Source organism: Fimbriimonadaceae bacterium, from assembly GCA_023957775.1.
GTDB lineage: Bacteria > Armatimonadota > Fimbriimonadia > Fimbriimonadales > Fimbriimonadaceae > JAMLGR01.
Genome location: JAMLGR010000002.1, coordinates 116,244 through 136,578 on the forward strand (window position 1 = coordinate 116,244; position 20,335 = coordinate 136,578).

Consider the following 20,335-nt stretch of genomic DNA (forward strand, 5'->3'; position numbering starts at 1 on the left):
CGGGCACCCGGACGGGTGCGGCGGCGAGAGGGTTCTAGCGAATCCAGGGCCCGTCGCGAGAACGACGGCACTCGAGGGAGCCTGAGCGAAGCCTTGCAAGAGGAGGTGGAGCTTCGACCGGACCGCCCGTTGCCGCGGTTTCCGGCGCCTCGCCGCCAGCCGCGGCAGGTTCCACCGCGTCGAAGTGAAGGAGCGTGGCGAGCGCCCGGCCGAACTCGGCCGGCGGAATGCGCAACGCGAGCAGCGAAGCCAAAGCGCGCTGCGTCTGCTCCCGGTCCCCATCGGGTCCGGCCGAGCCAGCCTCCAGTTGGCGCTGCAGGGTTTCCAACGCCCCCCAGGCGCGCACGCAGTCCACGCGATCCAATTTGGACGGCGTGTTGACGAGCAGCAGCAACAGGGCTGGAAGAATCGGCAGCATGGGCTTCCCAACGATTATAGACGTTTGGCCGGGGGTCCTTGCGTCATTGGCGCACCGCGCATGAGGCGATTCCTGGAGTACAACAGGGGGGTGCGCTTGACACCAGTCCTCGCGTTGCTCCTTCCGGTCCTGGGATGGTCTCAGGGCGTCGTCCACCCGGCCCCCTTCCCCAGCCTATCCCGCGACGGCACCGTTCCGGGCCGCCGCCTGGACACCGCGCCGACGATCGACGGGATCGTCGATCTCGAGCGGGAGTGGGCAGGCGTACCCGGCGGCGAGGGGGCGTTCGACGATCAGACGGGCGAGCCTGCGCCCGAGGGCATGCGCTTCTGGCTGGCCTACGACGCCAAATACATCTACTTCGCGATCCAGTTGGACGACAGCCAACCCGACTCGATCCGAGCGGTGGAGTACCGGACCAACGCGAGCCTGGGAGGAGACGACCACATCGAGTTCCAAATCGATCCGTTCGGCAACTTCTCGGACCGCCATCGATTCCGGATCAACCCGCGCGGCGCCACGGACCTCTCGATCCCAGGCGGAACGGCGAACAAACGCGAATGGCAAGGCGAGTTCCAAGCCGCAGGCCGCATCACGGAGACGGGATGGGAGGCGGAAGCGCGCATCCCATGGGCCGTCCTGCGGCTCCCCGGTGCGGGCAAGCGGACGCTGAGGGTCAATGTTTCGCGCGAGCTGCAACGGCTCAATCGAGAGTTCGAGTGGCGCGACACGACTCGCGGCCAGTACCAAAACGCGGGCTACTGGACCGACGTCGAGATCCCCGATGTCGACCACGGGCGCCGCATCCTCGCCCTGCCCTACGGGTACGCAGGCCTCGACGAGCACGGCGGCACGCTGGACGGGGGGATCGATCTCAAGGGGAAGCTGACGGACCAGATCGAGGGCGTGATGACCCTCAACCCAGATTTTCGCAACGTGGAGAACCAGATCCTCTCGCTCGATTTCAGCTACTTCGAGCGCCTCGCGGGAGAGTCGCGCCCGTTCTTCCTCGAAGGACAGGGTTACTTCGGCGACAACGAGGGGCCTCGGATCTTCGCCAGCCAGCGGATCCGCCAGATCGACTTCGGCGCGAAAGCGTTCGGCAAGATGGGAGAGACCACCTCTCTGGGCGTGCTGGGAACGCGAGACGCCCACGGCGGGAACACCGTCGTGGGCAACGTGAGCCAGAAGCTGGGGGACCAGTCCAGCCTCTCCGGTGCGTTCGTGGCCGATCAGCGCGACGGGACGACAAGCCAGGCCGGGTCGTTCGGGATCTACACGCGCTCCGGGTTGTTCTCGCTCTACGGATCGCACACCATGACGTCCGACCCCGACCGTGGCAAGGGTTACCGGCACAATGCGGGCTTCTACTACGGGGACGCCCTCTGGGAGGCGGGAGTCAGCTACACCGAGGTGAGCCCCGACCTCTATCCGAGGGTGGGCTATGCGCCCGAAACCGACTACAAGGGCCCAAGCGTGTTCGTCCAGTACTCGCGCCCGTACGACTCCGGTCCGCTGGAAGAGGTCCAAGTCGGCAGCTCGTACCGAGATCAGACGACCATCGCCGGCGACCCCTACCGCAGGCAGATCTCGCTCTCGGTCGAACTGACCTTCCGGGCGGGTGTGGCGATCGATCTCGGCGCGTTCCATCAGACGTTCCGAGGCTACGACGATCACTCGTACTCGGTCGATGTGGGGTGGCCGAGGGGCAATCCGTACAACCACTGGGGCATCGAGCTCGGGTGGGGCCGGGTCGGCGGCGTCGATTACCAGAGCCTCGGGCCCTCCTTCAGCTACCGTGCCAACGACCGGCTTCAGATCCGGGGGTCCTACGAGTACTTCGAGCGGGACGGCGTCGAGACGCAGTCCGTTTTATCCGCCAACTACGATTTCGACGCCTACCGGGCCGTCGCCGCGCGTTTCGTGCAGCGGGACGCAGATGTAAGCTTCTACCTTGCGTTCCGCCAGAGCGGCAATGCCGGCAACGAGTACTACCTGATCATCGGAGACCCGAATTCGGACTCCTTCCGCCCGAGCGTGATCTTCAAGGCCGTGCTGCCGATCGAGTTCCGGTTCTGAGGCGTCACTCCGAAGGCGCGCTTCCGGGCTGGGCTTCGGTTGGAGCGCTGGGTTCGGGCGGATGGCCGAGGGTGTCGTAGAGCTTGATGCCTCGGTTGGCGATCACCGAACCCACGATGGCCATCACCAGCAGCAGCACGATACGAAGGAGCACGTTCGCCAGCGCTTCCCCCGCCTTGGGCAGATCCACCGCCTGTCCGTCCTTCATCCCCAGGGCGACGCTTTGCGGCACCGTGAACATGTGGTAGGCGAGTTGGAACGTCCAGAACAGCAGCCCGATGCCCACCAGGAACGTGAGGATCCCGACGACCCTCCCGGCAAACACGGGTCGCTTGGCGTTAGCCACTGGCGACGAGCACCTCGTCCCCGACCCGGATCGTGCCGCCGTCGCGAACGACCGCCAGCATGCCGCGACGATGGTCCAGTTTCTGCTTGAACGCCTCGGGCTCTTCGCCCAATCGGAGGGCCATCTTCGTGCAGGGGTCGCAATCCATGGTGATCTCGAAGGACGCTTCACCCACGCGGACCAGCGTGCCGAGCGGGAGTTGTTGCAGCCCCGGCAGTTCGACGGTGATCTGCTCCCTCAAGGTTCCCGGAGCGTAGCCGAACGCCTCCAACTGGTCGATCGCGACGAACAGGACCTGGCGTCTCGCGCGCCCGCGATGGACGTCGCCTTCAAACCCCTCGCCGGACACGGCGACCAACTCGTCGACGGGCTCGAGTGAGTCCGCGGACGACTTGAGATGCAGGGCCACAACGGTTCCGCGCGCCATGGGGCGAAGGATACCGCCTCAACCCCGCGAACGGCTCCAAGTTCCCCGCCCGCCGGACGGCCGCGAGCTCAAGTTCCGCACGCCCGCCAAGCGGGCGTGGCACCCGCCCTCACGTTGCGTTTACAGGGAGCGGCGGCCGAACAGCTTCGGGGGTGCGTGGGGTCCGTAGCCGAATCCCAGGCGGATCTTGCGAAGGCTGCGCAACGCCTTGGACGCGCGCACGCGCACCTCTCCGTCCAGTTTTCGCAACCAGTGCAACTGCTCGCGCACTCCCTTTGCGGCCGGTGCCGCCTCGTCGAAGTCTGGAGCCTCGGCCCACTTTCTCAACTCGGCCTGCGCCGAACGGAGCCTGCGGCTGACGGCAAGATAGCGCCTTGCCTTGCGCATGGCGCCACACGGCTCTTCGTCGATCGTGACGATCTCGCGAAGGGTCTCGGTTTCGGATAGCAGCGTCATGTCATGTGCCTCCTTGGCGGCCGTCCTTTCGGGAACGGCTTCTAAAAGCCGCGGCCCGACAACGATGTCGGAGCCGCGGTCCAAATGGAGAGCCTAAGGCCCTCGTCACTGTCGGTGCTAAGCCGGTGCGAACACCGTGCCTGCGCGCGCGAGAAGCAGCGCCTCGGCAACCTGCCGTACTTCTTCGTACAGCTTCTGGAAGCTCCGGAGCATGCGCTCGAAACGCACAGCGGTGTTACGGTCCACCGACCTGGCCGATAGGGCGCGGGCGTGTAAGCGAGTCTGAGCCTTGAGCTTGCGCCCAAGTCGAAGAATCAGCCGAGCCTTGCGCGTAGGCGCAATGTCCGAGACCTGAATCTCGGAGACTCGACGCCGAACTTCAAACTCTGTCAGCATCCACGACCTCCTCCAGATCCGAAGATCTGGTTCCTGCATGGGCCTACGAGGTTAGCTGTCGGGTTCGGGCCAGAAACCACCCGCTTTCGCGGCTGCGAAAGTACACCCCAATAATCGGGTCCCCCGTTTCCGCCGGCGATCACCGGAACGGAACTCGGCCTTGGTTTGCGACGCTCACCGAAATGGGCGTCTTCACTATTCTATACGGCACAAACGGCCAGAAATCGCCCCTGTTTTCAACATTCGCGTTCAAAAACCCGCGAGTTCGCTTGCGTGAATACGTATTCACCGGTTCAACCCGATCCGCGGCGGCACTGTACAATGTCTTCGGGTCCCATGCGCACGCGACTGTTCTGCACACTCCTGGCGCTCGCGGTCTGCGCGATCGTCGCCCCTCAAGGCGCGCCCTCGACGCCGGGTTCGGGCAAGTCGGACGTCGTGGTTTGGGGATTGGGCCTCGGACCAGACTCCAAGGGCCTCGAAGCGGTCATTCGCGCCTTCGAAGAGCGCAATCCCGACCTGAACGTGCGCATCCTCTCGATGGGCGCGGGACGCATGAACCCACAAAAGCTCATGACGAGCATCGTGGGCAACGTCGCGCCCGACGTGATCGTCCAAGATCGGTTCACCATCGGCGACTGGGCGAGCCGGGGCGCGTTTCGAGCCCTCGACGACCTCATCGCCCGCGACCGGGGACGGGATCCCCTCTGCCCCGTCCCCGAGCAGTACTACTCGGCCGTCTGGCGGGAAGCCTCGTTCGAAAACAAAGTGTACGCCGTCCCGGTCGCCGCGGACGACCGCGTGCTCTACTGGAACAAGAGCATCTTCCGCGAACGCGCCAAGGACCTGCGCGCCGCGGGGCTGGACCCCGAGCGCCCCCCTCGGACGTGGTCGGAGCTCCTCGCCTACTCGAAGGTCCTGACCGAGCGCAACCCGGACGGCTCGTACAAGCGCATCGGCTTCATTCCGAACTTCGGCAACTCGTGGCTCTACCTCTACGCGTTCCAAAACAACGCCGAGTTCCTGTCGCCCGACGGGCGCACGTGCACCCTCGACACCCCCGCCAGCGAGGAAGCCCTCCAGTTCATCGTCGATGGGTACGACCTCATCGGGGGCTACGAGGCCGCCAAGGGGTTCGAAACGGGCTTCGTCGGCAACGAGAACGACCCGTTCATCCTCGGCAAGATCGTGATGAAGATCGACGGGGACTGGATCCTCAACAACCTCTCGCGCTACGGCCCGAACCTCGACTTCGGCACCGCGCCCGCACCCGTCCCCGACGATCGGTACTTCAAACGCGGGCGTTTCAAGGACGAGAAGGACACGTTCATCACGTGGGTGGGCGGCTTCTCCCTCGCCATTCCCGAGGGCGCGCGCAACGTCGAGGGTGCGTGGCGATACATCAAGTTCGCGACGAGCGAAGAGGGGCGCATGATCGAGAACCGCGCCCAACGCGATTGGGAGCGGAGGCGCGGCCGCACGTTCATGCCGCGCATCCAGGGGAACATCGAGGCGAACGACCAGATGTGGAAGGAGTTCAAGCCGGTCCTTCCCGCCTTTGCCCAGGCGCTCCGGACGCACATCGACATGATGCCGTACAGCCGCATCCGCCCGGTCACGTTCGTCGGGCAGGTCCTTTGGGACGAGCACGTGCGCGCCATGGAGCTGGCGGCGTTGCACAAGATGACCCCCAAGCAGGCGCTGCGGGCCAGCCAGGCCGTCGTTCAACGAGAGCTGGACGCGGTCTACGACCGCGACAAGTACCCCGTCGTGGACCAGCGCATCCCCATCGCCATGGGCATCGCGGCCTGCCTGATCGCCGCCGCGTGGATGGCCGTGGCGTTCCGGCGCCAGCGGCTGGGCAAGCTCGCGCGCAGCGAGGCTCGCTGGGCCTACCTGCTGATCGCCCCGTGGTTCGTCGGCTTTCTCATCTTCCTTCTGGGACCGATGATCGCGTCCCTCTACTTCTCCTTCACCCAATACAACGTGCTGAGCGAGCCGCACTGGGTGGGCCTGCGGAACTACATCGACATCGGCACCACGGATAAGGGAAACACCCTCAAGGCGCTCGGAAACGCGCTGTACCTCGCCGGGTTCGGGGTCCCGCTCGGCATCGTCACCGGCCTTGCCGTGGCGTTGCTGCTGAACGCCGCCGTGCGCGGCATGCGCTTCTACCGCACGTTCTTCTACATGCCCGCGATCGTGCCGACGGTCGCCAGCGCCGTGCTCTGGATCTGGCTCCTCTACAGCGACCCCAATCGCGGGCTGATCAACGCGGGGTGGCAGGCGACGATCACGCACTGGTTCGGCACTCCGCCGCCCGGCTGGCTCAGCTCCGAGGCGTGGGCCAAGCCCTCGCTGATCCTTATGGGGGTGTGGGGTGCGGGAAGCGGGATGATCCTGTGGCTGGCGGGCTTGAAGGGCGTGCCGGGCACCCTCTACGAGGCCGCCGAAATCGACGGCGCCTCCCCGTGGAGACAGTTCTGGGCCGTCACCTTGCCCCAGCTCAGCCCGATCGTGTTCTTCAACGTCGTGATGGGGCTGATTGCGGCCATTCAGGAGTTCGACCGGGTGTACGTCATGAAAGCGCCCGACGGCCCCGTGGGCCCCGGCGACTCCCTGCTCGTGCCGGTGTACCACCTGTTCACGAACGGGTTCAGCTATTTCAAGATGGGTTACGCGAGCGCTCTTGCGTGGGCGATCTTCGCGTTGATCCTGCTGCTCACGCTCCTCCAGTTCAAGCTCGCCCCCCGTTGGGTGCACTACGAGGTGGACCGCTAGATGGGTCCGGTTCTCTATCTGGCGGGCACGCTGGGGGTCTGGATCGGGCTCGCGCTGGGTCTGAGGGCGGCCGCTTTGGCCGTGCGCGCGTGGCAGGCGCCCCCGGGATTGCCCCGCGCGCAAGCCTCCCGCGGAGCAGCGATCGCGCTCGGACTCGGCGCGTTGCTGACGGTCGTCGGCAGCGAGCTCACGCGCCCCGCGGAGCGGGCGGGGCTTTCGGTCCCGCTCGTGTGGCTGTTCATGCCCTTCTCCGCATGGGTGGCGCTCGCCGCCTTCGTTGCCGCAGCCTTTCGCCTGGGCCAGGCGATGCTGGAGCACCGGGTCGAGACTCGACGGCAGCGGTTTCTCGCCGGGAGCATCTGGGCCGTGGCGGCCTGCGCGTCCTTCCTCTGGTTCCGATCGGGTTCGGACCCGATCGACGTGCTTCGCGGTGCGATCGCGGTTTCACCCGCGACGTTGGGGCTCGTGGCGCTGTTGGCGGTGGCCGCGGTGGGCGCGATGGCCTGGTCCGGGCGTTCGGCCAAGCGCCGAGGGTGGGGAAAGACCGCGGTGGCGCACGTCGCGCTGATCGCGGGTTCGATCGTGTTCGGGTTGCCGTTCTTGTGGCTCACCATCACGAGCTTCAAAGAGGATCGCGACATGGCCTCGCCGACCGGGATCGTGTGGGTCCCCCGCGTCCAGCTCACGGTGCCCTACTACGACCGGGAGGACCCGCTGCTCGAGGGCGACTACGAGGGAACGACGGTCCAGGGCTCGGTGCTGGAAACCCTGCCCGACGGGCGCGTGAAGCTCGACATCCTGCGGCCCATGGCCCTTCGCGGGCTCACGTTCGAAACCCCAAGGGAGGCGCTCAAGGAGGTTCCGAAGCAGATCCCCCTGGTGACCGGCACCTACCAGGGCACCGCGGTAACCGGCAAGGTGGTGCAGGAGTTGGACGACGGAAGCCGCCGCGTTGCGGTGATGAAGCCGCCCGCGCTCGCAGGCGCGGTCTACACGGCCTTGCCGAACGAGGTCGAGCCGCTCCGCAAGATCGGGCTTCGGTGGCAGAACTACACGGAGGCTCTGGACTTCCTGCCGGTCGAGACGCTCAAGGGGCTCGTGTACCTCAAGAACACGTTGATTCTGGTGGTGCTCAACGTGCTGGGCACGCTTCTAAGCTGCTCGCTGGTGGCGTACGCGTTCTCGCGCATGCGGTTCCCCGGTCGCGACGCGTTGTTTGCGCTCCTGCTCAGCACGATGATGCTCCCCGCGGCGGTGACGTTGCTGCCCCAGTTCCTGATCTTCCGCTGGCTGGGTTGGATCGACACGCTGTACCCGTTGTGGGTGCCGGCGTTCTTCGCCTCGGCGTTCAACGTGTTCCTGCTGCGCCAGTTCTTCATGAACGTGCCGATGGAGTTGGAAGACGCGGCGAAGATCGACGGCTGCGGCTACCTGCGATCGTACTGGGCGGTGATGTTGCCGCAGGTCAAACCCGCGCTGGCGGTCATCGCGATCTGGACCTTCATGGCGGCTTGGAACAACTTCATGGGTCCGCTGATCTACGTGAACTCGCCCGAGAACATGCCGGTCGCCTACGCCGTGCAGCTCTTCCAGGGCGATCGCGGAGGGGAGCCGGGGCTGCTGATGGCGTTCACCACGCTCTCGATGCTGCCGGTGCTGCTGTTGTTCTTCTTCGCGCAGCGGTATTTCATCGAGGGCGTGACCTTATCGGGATTCGGGGGCCGGTAGTCGCCAGGTGAAATTGCCAGTTGTCACTTCTGTGGCCTCACGGTGGTTGCCTCTCGTGTACACTCTAGTCCTGCATTGAAGGAGAGGAGATATGCGTTTTTCGAAGCTTTTGCTTTCTGCATTTGTCGTTGCCGGCGTCGCCGGCGCCCAGGCATACGACCTGACCGGTCGCATTCGCGACTTCTATCAGGCGCATCCGGACATGGAAGCTGCGATCAGCGGCGTCAAGACCGGAATGGTCGACACCACGCTGAACGGTGCGGGCAACCCCGTCTTCGTGGGTGCACCCGGATACGGCAGCGTAACCAGCGCGGCCACGTTCGACCAGTGGTACAACGACGTCGGCGGCGTCAACTCCCCGGCGAACCTCACGATTTCGCTGAGCGACATCGGAGGCGGCTTGTGGGAGTACAACAACCAGAGCTTCTTCCCGATCGACGGGCAGTTGTTCGGCAACGAGGGGAACGGCCACAACTTCCACTTCACCTACGAGGTCGAAGCAACGTTCACTTACTTTGCGGGAACAGGCCAGCACTTCGATTTCGAGGGTGACGACGACCTGTGGGTTTTCATGAACGGCAAACTCGCGGTTGACCTCGGCGGCATCCACAGCACCGCGTCCGGAAGCGTCAACCTGGACAGTTCGGCAGCGGCGCTGGGCATTACGGACGGGAACGCTTACACGATGAAGATGTTCTTCGCCGAGCGCCACACCACGCAGTCCACGTTCAAGATTCAAACGAACCTGGACCTGACGAGCACCCCGCCCGTTCCGGAGCCCGCCACGATGGTGCTGGGCGCCGCCGCGCTTGCGACGGCCGCGCGACGTCGCAAGGCCCGCCGCAGCTAACCTCTCCTTCCGCCACCTCTCGAAGGGCGACTCCAAAGCCGGAGCCGCCCTTCTTGCTTTGGGGCCGATTCGCGCGATGCTATAATCGGACCCGATCCGCGAGCGGGCGTAGCTTAATGGTAAAGCTCCAGCCTTCCAAGCTGGCCACGTGGGTTCGATTCCCATCGCCCGCTCCATTCCCGGCTATAATCTAGTTCCGCGAGCGGGCGTAGCTCAGTGGTAGAGCATCTGCTTCCCAAGCAGAGGGTCGCGGGTTCGAGTCTCGTCGCCCGCTCCAGCCCTTTTGAACCGGAATGGTCGCTCCTTGGCGCAGGACCGAACGGCGGGCGAGCCGTTCCCTCAGTGACATCACCCCCCGGGGACAAAATCGGGATACGCCTTGTTGTGCTTTCCATGCGCGAGTTCGCAGGGTTCTTCCTGAAGCAGGTTCGCTCGTCGGTGTTCGCGCTGTTCATCTTCGCCATGCTCGCCGTCTCGCACTGGCAGCACCTCCTCCCCCGCTACGACTTCATGCTTCTGACCTGTCTTGGGATGCAGTTCTGCATGGTGTGGAGCGGCCTTGAATCGAAGAAGGAGCTGGTCGCCGTCTGTGCTTTCCATGCCGTCGGCCTTGGACTCGAGCTCTTCAAGGTGAGCCAAGGCTCTTGGATCTATCCCGAGTTTGCCTTCACCAAATTCCTCGGAGTGCCCCTATTCTCCGGTTTCATGTACGCAAGCGTCGCCAGTTACGTGTTCCAGGCGTATCGGGTATTCGACCTGGAAGTCTCCGACATGCCCAACCGGGCGTGCCTGCTGTTGGGAGTGGGGCTGGTCTACGCGAACTTCTTCACGAGCCGGGCCATCGGCGACTACCGCGCGGCGATGATTGTTGGACTTGCATTGTTGCTCATGCAGAGTTCCGCGCGGTTCACGTGCGCGGACATGCGGTTTCGGATGCGGTTGCCCCTTGCCTTCGGACTGATCGGGTTCTTCGTTTGGGTGGGCGAAAACCTGTGCACGTACCTCGGGGCTTGGCAGTACCCGCATCAACGGCACGGTTGGCAGTGGGTGGACCCCTCGAAGATTGGGAGTTGGTCGATGATGGTCCTGGTCGCGTTCAGCCTGATCTGGGCTTGGAAGGAGGGACCGCTTGACGCGCCCCTCAACGCTCGCACGGTGTCGCACTGAAACGGGCCACACGCCAACCTCTCTTGCGGACGGAACCGACGACCGGTTCAACGTCTTCGTCACCCACAAGTTCTGTCGGGGAATCCAGCGGGCCTCGTCGCTCGAGCGGTCGAGTCAGCGGGTCCTTGAGCTGTCTTTGGGTGGCCGAAGAAACACGGTAACCAAGGCCGCAGCCAGCAACAAGGCGATCGAGCAGTTGTAGGCGAACGCAAAACTCTGCGTCCGGTCGAAGACCGCTCCCGCCAGGAGCGACAAAGAGAATCCACCCAACCCCCAAGCGGTGAACACCAGCCCGTAATTCGCGCCAAAGTGCTTCATGCCGAAGTAGTCCTTGGTCATCGCCGGGAACAACGATAGGTGCGCCCCGTAGTTCGCGCCGATCGCGGCGCACAACAGCGCCATCGCCCAAGTCGAGGCCAGCGGGGCTCCCTCCGAAACCTGGGAGAGCGTCGCCACCAACGCCGCCTGAACAAGGAAGCAGACGACCAACTGCGCCTTTCGGCCGAACCGATCGGAGACCACTCCGGCGACGATGCGGCCCCCTCCGTTCCCCAACGCCAACACGGCGACCAGCATGAATCCGAGCGCCAGCCCCGCCTGCACCTCGACCAGCTTGGCGAGCTTCGAGATGATCATCAGGCCCGCGCCCGCACCGCTCGCGTACATGAACCACATGGCATAGAACTGCCACGTGCGCAACATCTTGGCCGGCTCGACGTCGGGCGACGTCGGCCGGGCTCGGGCCGACGAGGGCTCCACGACGAACCCGGGCGGTGGCGGCGTCAGCAACTGGGCCAAACCCACCACGACGATCAAAAACGCAATCCCAAACGCGAGCACCGTGGACGGGACCCCGTTCGCTGCGATCAAGCTGTTGGCCAGCGGGGCGACGTAAACGCTCGCCAGCCCGAAACCAGCCACGACGATCCCTGCGATCAGACCCGTCCGCGACGACGGAAACCACTTGACCGCCGGAGGGGTGGCGGACGCATACCCGAACCCGATTCCCGCGCCCGCCAACACGCCAAAGCCGACGACGTAGCCGACCACGGAGGTGGTCAGGCTTGCGAGAATCATCCCGGTTCCCACAAGCGCGCCTCCGATCGAGGCCACCACCCTCGGACCGAGGCGATCCTGCATCCTCCCCGCGGGAACCATGGTCAGAGCGAACACCAGACATGCGATGGAGTAGGGCAGGGACTTGTCGGCCTCGGTCCACCCCCATTCGGCTGGGATCTTCTTGCTGACCACGCTCCATGCGTAAAGCACACCCAATGCGAGGTTGATGCCGGTACCGGCGAAGGTGACAATCCAACCACGATGGCGCACGGACGCTCGTGGAACGAAGGGGGCGTCGGTCAACGGACTCTCCTTGGCGGGGCTTCACCCTCGCCGGTGCCCGCTGCGGGACGCACGACCGCTCGAAGCCGAGCGCGAACTCGATTCGCGCGTCAGGCAATGGGTCACACCACCATTCTACTCGGGCCCCATCCCCTTCGCTGCAACGCCGAAATCGTGGAAACTGGTCGTCAAGACGCACGATCTGGCGCCCGACCGTCCCGACGTGGACCTGGATGGGGTGCTCAGCGCCGATCCGCTGCTCGTCGTCGACGGCGTACACCCGACGTCCGCAATGGCGAAGGGGTGCCCTCGCCCTAGCGAGAACACCCCTTGACACCGTCCCCGAACCCGTCCGTTAGGGTAGCTCCAGCAACGCCTTGAACCACAGGAGCTGGGCGTACAGCGCGTCCTTCGCCGCGCCATCGACCATCCAGTCTTTCGGATGCGGGTCGCCATCCAACTTGTCCAGCAACTCGTTGAGCGTTTCGATGGCGTCCTGCCGCCTGCCGTGGGCCACGTCGTTCGCAGCCGATGAGACTTTGTTGCTCGCCGCGTTGCGCCGTCCCTTCCGTGCGTTGTTGTTGGGAGCGTCGAACTCAACCAGGGCAAGGTCGCCGATCGAGTTCGCGACGATTCGTAGTTCGCCTTCGATCCAGGAGTTCGTAGCGCCCGGAGTCAACGGCGTCGGATCGGATGCGTCCCCAATCCCGTCCCCGTCGCTGTCCGGGTTGCAGGGCGACGTTCCAAGGGTGACCTCAGACCCATCGGACAGGCCATCGTCGTCTGAGTCCGCATCGGTAGGGCTCGGGCAACCGCTTCCCTGCGCCATATCCACCTCGGTCCCGTCCAACAAGCCGTCGCCGTCCGTGTCCGGGTTGTTGGGGTTTGTCCCGTACAACGCTTCGTCCGCGTCGTTGAGACCGTCTCCGTCCGTGTCCGCGGGGGCGGCATTGGCAATCGCGACGCTGAAGTAACCTCGCGAAGCCACCGCAAAGAAGTTCGAGCCGACCGGAGGCGTCGCCCGGCCGTTGACGTCATCCCCCCAAGCGACGAGGGTCCCGTCGTTGCGAAGTGCGATGCTGTGGTACTGTCCCGCGGCCACTGCCACGAAACCATCCCCCACCGGCGTGTCCGTCACCTGACCTTGGGAGTCGTCGCCCCAAGAAGCGAGCGTCCCGTCGGTCCGCAAGGCAACGCCGTGCAGCCTCCCGCAGGCGACTGCCACGAAGTCGGTGCCGGCTGGCACGCTGAGCTGGCCCTGTCCCGTGTCTGCGCCCCAGGCCGCCAGACTATGGTCCGATCGAATCGCCACGTTGTGGTAAAGGCCCGCGGCCACCGCAATGAAGTCGTTGCCGGGAAGGACGTTGGCTTGGCCGAAGTTGCTGTACCCCCAACCCGCGAGCGAACCGTCCGACCTGAGCGCGATCGTGTGATAGTCACCCGCCGAAACGGCCACGAAGTCGGCAGTCACCGGCGTTCCGGTGATCTGCCCATAGGAGTTATCGCCCCAGCATGCGATCGTGCCGTCCGCATTGAGCGCCACCGAGTGCTTGAGGCCTGCCGAAACTGCGATGAATCCGCCCCAGGTGGGCGTGGCCGTCACCTGGCCGTTCGTGTTCGTTCCCCAAGAATGGAGATACCCGTCGGCATCCAGGGCCAACCCGTGCAAATCACCCGCCGCCGCCGCGACGTAGTTCGCCCCTGCGGGCACCAACCACTGGCCGCCAGCGCTGTCGCCCCATGCGTGAAGGTCTCCCTGCTGACACCAGCCCGTCACCGAGACGGCGCAAGCCAGCGACGCGAGGAGGCCCTTTCGGAACCCACCACTCAGTACTTTCATCAATCACCCCTTCGCGTAACGCCGGTTCTCCGGCACGCGCAATCCACGCGACCTCTGCAGGTCTCAAAGGGAATTGTCGCACAGAACACCTGGTTTCCTTAGCAGGATCATCTCGGGCCGGACTATTCAAGTGGCCCCGCCCGATTCGGCGGCGTCTCCTCCTCGAGTCGGCGCTCGATCATCGACCAGCGCGACTCGTCCAAGCGCGGCTCCTCCTCCGTTGGCACAGTGCCGAACAGCCGCTCCCGCAACGCCCTGAGCGTCTCGTAGGCCTTGCGGCATACCGAGCACCGCTTCAGATGCTCGCGGGCCAACCAGCCCCAGAACCCATGCAGGTTGTCGTCCGCCAATCGGGCGATGGCGATCCGCATCCAAGGGCAGGGGCGCGCGTGCGCCGAGTGGAAGTTCATGGTTCGCTCCTCGCTCGCTCGGATTCCGTGAGCGACTCGTACATCGAGTAGCGCGCGCGCGCCAACCTCGAGCGCACGGTCCCGATCGGAATCTGCAGCATCGCCGCAATCTCGGCGTACTCCAACTGCTCGAAGTAGACGAGCTCGACGCAAAGCCTCTGTTCGTCGTTCAACGCCATCAGCGCCTGCTCGAGGTCGTACTCGCGGTCCGTCGTCGCCGGGGGCTCCCTCTTGGACTCGCGCAGGGCGGCCAACGTCTCCCCGTCCGTCAACACCCAGCGGCGCCGCGTACGCTCTCCGCGCAGAAACGTGTTGCGCACGATCGTCAGCATCCACGGCCTGAAGTTCGGTAGGTCCTGGAAGCGGCCGGCCATGAACGCCTTGTACGCGGAGACGATCGCCTCCTGCACCACGTCGTCGGCATCGTCGCGCGAACGGCAGAGCCGGCGGGCCACTCGGATCAGGGTCGGCTCGTTCGTGTGGACCAGCGAGAGAAAGAGCGCCTTTCGCCGGCCCGGCTCGGAAGGCAGCATCGAGGCCTGCGTCGCGCGCAGTCGCCCCTCCTTGCCCCGCTCGAGCGCTTTCTCCACTGCTGTCTAAAAGCCCTGGCGAAGACGGAAAAGTTCCTTCCGTTCAGTCAAATCGAGCCCCATGCCGCGCGCGCCGCACGATCTGCCAAGCTACGGGAGTGATCGTGTACCTGACGACGCGCCGGTCCAGCAACATCTTCCGGTACCTGTTCCGGGATTGGGCGCGCTCCCTGCGCAAGACCCTGGTTCGCGCAACCTACGAGGAGATCGTCGAGCGAGGCTCGATCCCACGCGCCACGATCGTCTTCACCGACCACGAGCGTATGAGCCCCGATCTGCTCGGACTGGCCCGACAGTTGTGGGATCAAGTGAGCCCGCACTGCCGCGCGCTCAACAACCCACACACCGTGCTCACCCGAGTTCCCCTGCTTCACTCGATGTTCGAGGCCGGGATCAACGAGCACCGCGCGTTCCGTCCCGACGACGTTCCTGCGGATCTGCGTTATCCCGTGTTCGTGCGCGGCGCCAACGACCACCTGGGCCCCCGAACGGACCTTCTCGAAGATCGGGAGGCGCTGGAGCGTGCGCTGGTCCGACTGGCGGTGCAGGACGACCCGTGCGACGATCTGCTCGTGGTGGAGTACGAAGACTGCCGAGGCGGCGACGGTTGTTACCGCAAGTTCGCGGCCTTCCGCGTCGGAGACGCGATCATCCCCCGACACCAGATCGTGGGCGACCACTGGGCGCTGAAGGTCGTGAGCCCGCACTTTGCCACGCGGGCGGAGGAGGAGTGCTCCTACGCGAACGAGAACCCGCACGCCGACCAGGCGATGCGCGCCTTCGAGATCGCGGGAATCGAGTACGGGCGCATCGACTACGGTTGGGTCGACGGCCGCATCCGCGTGTGGGAGATCAACACCAACCCGACCGTGATGTCCGACCTCTACCGCACGAAACGCTCCCGACGCCCCCTCCAACGCCTGTTTCTGGAGCGCTTCCTCGCGGCGATGGCGGATCTGGAAACCACGCCCGAAGGCCCCGACATTCCCCTCGCGTTCCACGCTCCGACCCTCCCCCGCTAGGTGGTTCCGCAATCGAATGCGCGAACCCAGGGGAACGCTCGTATACTGAACGGGATGCATTGGGGAAGGTGGACTTTCGCGTTGGCTTCCGTAGCCGTGGGACTCTATGGGTGGAGTTCGAGCCCCCTCGACCAAACCCCGCCTCCCGTCCAGAAGTCCACCCGCGTGGATTTCAATCGGGAAATCCGCCCGCTGCTTGCCAAACACTGCTGGACGTGCCACGGCGCCGACTCGGGATCGAGACGCGCCGGTCTGCGCCTCGACACGCCGCAGGGCATCGCGGAGCTGCGCCACGGGTCCAAGCCGATCGAGCCCGGAAACCTCAAAGCGTCGCTCGTTTGGCAACGGTTGAACCCCGAGATTCCCGCCCTCCAGATGCCTCCCCCCGAGTCGGGCATCGAGCCGATGAACGACGCGGAGAAGGCGCTCGTCCGCCAGTGGATCGAGCAGGGAGGCAAGTTCGAACGGCACTGGGCGTTCGAACTTCCCGTGCGGAGCGATCCTCCGCAGGTGCCGGGCGATGGGTGGGTCCGCAACTTCGTCGACGCCTTCGTGCGCGCAAAGATGGAGGCGAACGGCCTGAAACCCGAGCCTGAGGCCGCCCCGGCGACGCTTCTGCGGCGCGCCAGCCTGACGCTCACCGGACTCCCGCCCACGCCGCAGGAGCTCGACAGCTTCCTTCAGGACAAGGCGGCCGGCGCCTACGAACGCGCCGTGGACCGCTTGCTGGCGAGCCCGCGCTACGGCGAGCACGAGGCGCGCTACTGGCTCGACGCCGTACGCTACGGGGACACCCACGGCCTGCACCTCGACAACGAGCGGTCCATCTGGCCGTATCGAGACTGGGTCGTGCGCGCCTTCAACGAGGATCTGCCCTACGATCAGTTCGTGACCTGGCAGCTCGCGGGAGACCTCCTTCCGAACCCAACGACCGAGCAGTTGATCGCGACAGGCTACGTTCGTCTGAACCCCACCACGAATGAAGGGGGCGCCATCGCGGAGGAGTTTCTCGCCAAGAACACGTTCGACCGCGTGGACACGACCTCCACCGTCATGCTCGGCGTCACCCTGGGGTGCGCCCGGTGCCACGACCACAAGTACGACCCGTTCCTTCAGCGCGACTACTACGGCCTGTTCGCGTTCTTCAACAGCACCCTAGACGCGCCCCTGGACGGCAACGACAAGTTTCACGGCCCCACGGTCAAGGCCGCGCTTCCCGAACAGGAAGCCCAGTTGAGGGAGTGGGACGCCGCCCTCCGGTCTCTCGAAGCCCGGGTCGATCCGAATGAGGCGCGCGCATGGGCCGAGCGCGAGGCCGCCCGCCGCCCCTCGGTCGGCGCGTGGACCCTCGCGGGACCGTATGCCGCCGGCTCGTTCGATGCGGCCTTCGACCAGCCTTACGGACCGGAGCCCGGCGCGCTCAAGAACACCGTCGAGTGGCGTCCGATCGACCTGCCTCCGGGTAAGGCCCAACTGGGCGTCGTGGGCAAGGCGAACGCCGCCGTCTACCTGCGCGCCACGGTGGATTCCCCCTTGGCGCGGGAGGCCGAACTGCTGCTCGGAAGCGACGACGGGGTCGCCGTCTGGCTCAACGGCAAGTCCGTCCACAAGAACAAGACCCTCCGCGCGGTCGCACCCGGCGCCGACAAGGTGCGGCTGCCGCTGCAGCAGGGCGCGAACGAACTGCTTGTGAAGATCGTGAACGCGACCGGCGACGACGGCGTGGCGATCGATCTGGCCGACCCGCTGGCCGGACGCCTCAAGGCGGAGCTCGACAAAGGCGCCAAGGCCGACCACCGGCTGTTCGCCTCGGCCTTTCTCGCGTCGGGCCCCGACTCCGCCGACGCCAAGCGGTACCGGACCGTTTCCGCGCAGCGCGATCAGCTCGACGCCTCGCTGCCCCGCACGCTGGTCGCCGCCGAGCTTCCGATGCCGCGCACCGCCTACGTGCTCAAGCGCGGCGAGTACGACAAGCGCGGCGCACCCGTGACGCGGGCGATTCCCCGGGTCTTCGGGTGGCTCCCCTCCGGCGCGCCGGTCAACCGCCTTGGATTGGCCAAATGGATCGTGAGCCGAAAGAACCCGCTTGCGTCCCGCGTGATCGTCAACCGGATTTGGCAGCAGGAGTTCGGCACCGGCCTCGTCGCGAGCAGCGAGGATTTCGGCAGCCGAGGGGACTTCCCCAGCCATCCCGAGCTCCTCGACACGCTCGCCGTCTGGTTCCGCGAGAACGGGTGGAGCGTGAAGAAGCTGCATCGGCTGCTGGTGACCAGCGCCACGTTCCGCCAAAGCGCGGCCGTTGACGCCGAGAAGCGGGCGCTCGACCCGGAAAACCGCCTCTTGGCGCGAGGCCCCCGATACCGGCTCGACGCGGAGGTGCTGCGCGACCAGGCCCTCTATGCGGCCGGGCTGTTGAACGAAGAGCGCGGCGGCCACGGCGTCAAGCCCTACCAGCCGCCCGGGCTTTGGGAGGAGATTGCCTACCCCGCCAGCGACACGTCGAAGTACGTTCAGGACCACGGGCAGGCGCTCTATCGGCGAAGCCTCTACCTCTTCTGGAAGCGGACGAGCCCGCCGCCGGCTCTGCTGCTCTTCGATGCGCCGATGCGGGAGTCATGCGTGGTGCGGCGCGCGCGGACCAACACCCCGCTTCAAGCCCTCACCGCGATGAACGCGCCGGCCTACTTCGAAGCCTCGCGCGTCATGGCCGAACGCGTGCTGCACCAGAAAGGGCCTGACGCGAGCCGCATCGATTTCGCGTTCCGACTCGCCACCGCGCGCGATCCCTCGCCGTCCGAGCAGGGCGTCCTGTTGCGCGCCTTGAGCGAGCAGCGCGCCCTGTACCACTTCGACGTGGACAACGCCAAGAAGCTGATCTCCGCCGGGGAGGCGCCCCGCGACGAATCCCTCGACCCCGCCGAGCATGCGGCATGGACCATGGTCTGCAACCTCATGCTCAACCTCGATGAAACCGTGACGATGCACTAACGACCATGAACCTCCACGACGAACAAGCCTTGCTGATGACCCGACGCCAGCTCTTCGGGCGGACCGCCCTGGGCGTGGGCACCGCCGCCCTCGCGTCCATCTTGAGGGCGGAACCGGGACTCCAGGGCCACTCCGGCGCCCCCCACTTCCCTCCCAAGGCGAAGCGCGTCATCCAGCTCGTGATGAACGGCGGGCCCAGCCAGATGGACCTGTTCGACTACAAGCCCGCCATGGAGGCGGTGTTCAACGAGGACCTTCCCGAGCACATCCGCAACGGCCAGCGCCTCACGACGATGACCAGCGGCCAGACCCGGTTCCCCATCGCGCCCTCGAAGTACAAGTTCCAACGCTACGAGAACAACGCCGACGGGCTGTGGGTGAGCGAGCTGCTGCCGCATACGGCGACCGTGGCCAAGGAGCTTTGCGTCGTGCACTCGATGTACACCGAGGCGATCAACCACGATCCTGCGGTCACGTACATCCAGACCGGCAGCCAGCTTCCCGGCCGACCCAGCATCGGCGCCTGGGTGAGCTACGGGTTGGGAACGGACAACAAGGACCTGCCCACCTACGTGGTTCTGCACTCGACCTGGAGCAGCAAACGCGACGCGCAGGCGCTCTACACGCGCCTGTGGGGGGCGGGCTTCCTGCCCAGCCAACACCAGGGCGTCGCGCTGCGCACCCAAGGCGACCCCGTGCTCTACCTGAGCGATCCGGACGGAGTGAACCGCATGTCGCGCAGGCAGATGCTCGACAGCCTCGCGGAGCTCAACCACATGCAGCTCGGCCATTTCGGCGATCCCGAGATCTCCGCGCGCATCGCGCAATACGAGATGGCGTACCGCCTGCAAACCAGCGTGCCGGATCTGATGGACTTCTCGAACGAACCGGACGCGACGTTCGAGATGTACGGAACCGACGCGCGCAAACCTGGAACGTTCGCAGCGAACTGCCTGCTCGCCCGGCGCCTCGCCGAGCGCGATGTGCGCTTCATCCAGATCTACCACCGCGGGTGGGACCAACACGACAACGTCGCCCGCGACCTGCCGGCGCAGTGCAAAGACGTGGACCAGGCCAGCGCGGCGCTGGTCAAGGACCTGCGGCAGCGAGGGCTTCTCGACGAGACCCTGGTGATCTGGGGCGGAGAGTTCGGCCGCACCGTCTACTGCCAAGGACCGCTGTCCCACGAGAACTACGGCCGCGACCATCACCCGCGCTGCTTCACGATGTGGATGGCCGGCGGCGGAGTCAAGCCGGGCATCACCTACGGAAAGACCGACGAGTACGGCTACAACATCGTGGACGCGTCCGGCAACCCCCTCGATCCCACACCGGACGAGTTCGTTCCTGGAGCGGTCCACGTGCACGACTTGAACGCAACCATTCTCCGGTGCCTCGGCGTCGACCACACCAAGCTCACCTACCGCTATCAGGGTCGGGACTTCCGGCTGACCGACGTGCACGGCCACGTGGTCCAGGACCTTCTCGCTTAGCGG

17 protein-coding genes, 2 tRNA genes and 1 riboswitch are annotated in these 20,335 nt (G+C 65.6%); of the genes, 10 read left to right on the forward strand and 9 right to left on the reverse strand.

Annotated features, from left to right (window positions below; all coding sequences use genetic code 11):
- Nucleotides 1-34: 34 nt before the first annotated feature.
- A complete protein-coding gene (locus M9921_02135; GenBank protein MCO5295636.1) occupies nt 35-418 on the reverse strand; it encodes a hypothetical protein in 384 nt (127 codons plus the stop codon).
- A gap of 90 nt (nt 419-508) precedes the next feature.
- Between M9921_02135 and M9921_02140 the strand changes: the two genes are divergently transcribed.
- Entirely contained in the window at nt 509-2,497 is a 1,989-nt protein-coding gene (locus M9921_02140; GenBank protein MCO5295637.1) for a hypothetical protein, read from the forward strand.
- Nucleotides 2,498-2,501: 4 nt separating this feature from the next.
- On the opposite strand, the gene M9921_02145 is transcribed toward M9921_02140, so the two are convergent.
- The 4 genes from M9921_02145 to M9921_02160 form a co-directional block, all read right to left on the reverse strand.
- The gene (locus M9921_02145) at nt 2,502-2,843 is read right to left on the reverse strand and encodes a hypothetical protein (protein ID MCO5295638.1); all 342 of its coding nucleotides are present in this window, start codon (nt 2,841-2,843) and stop codon (nt 2,502-2,504) included.
- On the reverse strand, nt 2,836-3,270 hold the full coding sequence (locus M9921_02150) for an MOSC domain-containing protein (protein ID MCO5295639.1): 435 nt from the start codon (nt 3,268-3,270) through the stop codon (nt 2,836-2,838). Before M9921_02150 ends, M9921_02145 begins: the two co-directional genes overlap by 8 nt.
- A 120-nt stretch (nt 3,271-3,390) precedes the next feature.
- Nucleotides 3,391-3,726 (reverse strand): hypothetical protein, encoded by a 336-nt coding sequence (locus M9921_02155; protein ID MCO5295640.1) that lies wholly within the window; start codon nt 3,724-3,726, stop codon nt 3,391-3,393.
- 117 nt (nt 3,727-3,843) lie between these two features.
- Nucleotides 3,844-4,122 (reverse strand): hypothetical protein, encoded by a 279-nt coding sequence (locus M9921_02160; protein MCO5295641.1) that lies wholly within the window; start codon nt 4,120-4,122, stop codon nt 3,844-3,846.
- A gap of 25 nt (nt 4,123-4,147) precedes the next feature.
- Nucleotides 4,148-4,292, reverse strand: a riboswitch (cyclic di-AMP (ydaO/yuaA leader).
- A gap of 166 nt (nt 4,293-4,458) precedes the next feature.
- Here M9921_02160 and M9921_02165 point away from each other — a divergent pair.
- From M9921_02165 to M9921_02190, 6 genes are all read left to right on the forward strand, one after another.
- Nucleotides 4,459-6,903 (forward strand): extracellular solute-binding protein, encoded by a 2,445-nt coding sequence (locus M9921_02165; GenBank protein ID MCO5295642.1) that lies wholly within the window; start codon nt 4,459-4,461, stop codon nt 6,901-6,903.
- The gene (locus M9921_02170) at nt 6,904-8,631 is read left to right on the forward strand and encodes a carbohydrate ABC transporter permease (GenBank protein MCO5295643.1); all 1,728 of its coding nucleotides are present in this window, start codon (nt 6,904-6,906) and stop codon (nt 8,629-8,631) included.
- A gap of 91 nt (nt 8,632-8,722) precedes the next feature.
- Nucleotides 8,723-9,481 (forward strand): fibro-slime domain-containing protein, encoded by a 759-nt coding sequence (locus M9921_02175; protein MCO5295644.1) that lies wholly within the window; start codon nt 8,723-8,725, stop codon nt 9,479-9,481.
- Between the two features lie 102 nt (nt 9,482-9,583).
- Nucleotides 9,584-9,657, forward strand: a tRNA-Gly gene (locus tag M9921_02180).
- Between the two features lie 26 nt (nt 9,658-9,683).
- Nucleotides 9,684-9,758 (forward strand) — tRNA-Gly (locus M9921_02185).
- A gap of 116 nt (nt 9,759-9,874) precedes the next feature.
- Entirely contained in the window at nt 9,875-10,648 is a 774-nt protein-coding gene (locus M9921_02190) for a DUF817 domain-containing protein (GenBank protein MCO5295645.1), read from the forward strand.
- Between the two features lie 114 nt (nt 10,649-10,762).
- On the opposite strand, the gene M9921_02195 is transcribed toward M9921_02190, so the two are convergent.
- From M9921_02195 to M9921_02210, 4 genes are all read right to left on the reverse strand, one after another.
- Nucleotides 10,763-12,010, reverse strand: coding sequence for an OFA family MFS transporter (locus M9921_02195; GenBank protein MCO5295646.1), 1,248 nt, complete (start codon nt 12,008-12,010; stop codon nt 10,763-10,765).
- Between the two features lie 334 nt (nt 12,011-12,344).
- Nucleotides 12,345-13,829 carry a hypothetical protein gene (locus tag M9921_02200; protein MCO5295647.1) on the reverse strand — a complete coding sequence of 495 codons (1,485 nt, stop codon included), beginning with the start codon at nt 13,827-13,829 and terminating at the stop codon, nt 12,345-12,347.
- A gap of 122 nt (nt 13,830-13,951) precedes the next feature.
- Complete coding sequence (locus tag M9921_02205; protein MCO5295648.1) at nt 13,952-14,239, reverse strand: hypothetical protein; 288 nt, start codon at nt 14,237-14,239, stop codon at nt 13,952-13,954.
- Nucleotides 14,236-14,829, reverse strand: coding sequence for an RNA polymerase sigma factor (locus tag M9921_02210; protein MCO5295649.1), 594 nt, complete (start codon nt 14,827-14,829; stop codon nt 14,236-14,238). The genes M9921_02205 and M9921_02210 overlap by 4 nt, the downstream gene beginning before the upstream one ends.
- A gap of 98 nt (nt 14,830-14,927) precedes the next feature.
- Between M9921_02210 and M9921_02215 the strand changes: the two genes are divergently transcribed.
- From M9921_02215 to M9921_02225, 3 genes are read left to right on the forward strand one after another with little or no spacing between them, the layout of a single operon-like run.
- A complete protein-coding gene (locus M9921_02215) occupies nt 14,928-15,851 on the forward strand; it encodes a hypothetical protein (GenBank protein MCO5295650.1) in 924 nt (307 codons plus the stop codon).
- Between the two features lie 54 nt (nt 15,852-15,905).
- Nucleotides 15,906-18,839 (forward strand): PSD1 and planctomycete cytochrome C domain-containing protein, encoded by a 2,934-nt coding sequence (locus M9921_02220; GenBank protein MCO5295651.1) that lies wholly within the window; start codon nt 15,906-15,908, stop codon nt 18,837-18,839.
- Between the two features lie 5 nt (nt 18,840-18,844).
- Entirely contained in the window at nt 18,845-20,332 is a 1,488-nt protein-coding gene (locus M9921_02225) for a DUF1501 domain-containing protein (protein MCO5295652.1), read from the forward strand.
- Nucleotides 20,333-20,335: the final 3 nt, after the last annotated feature.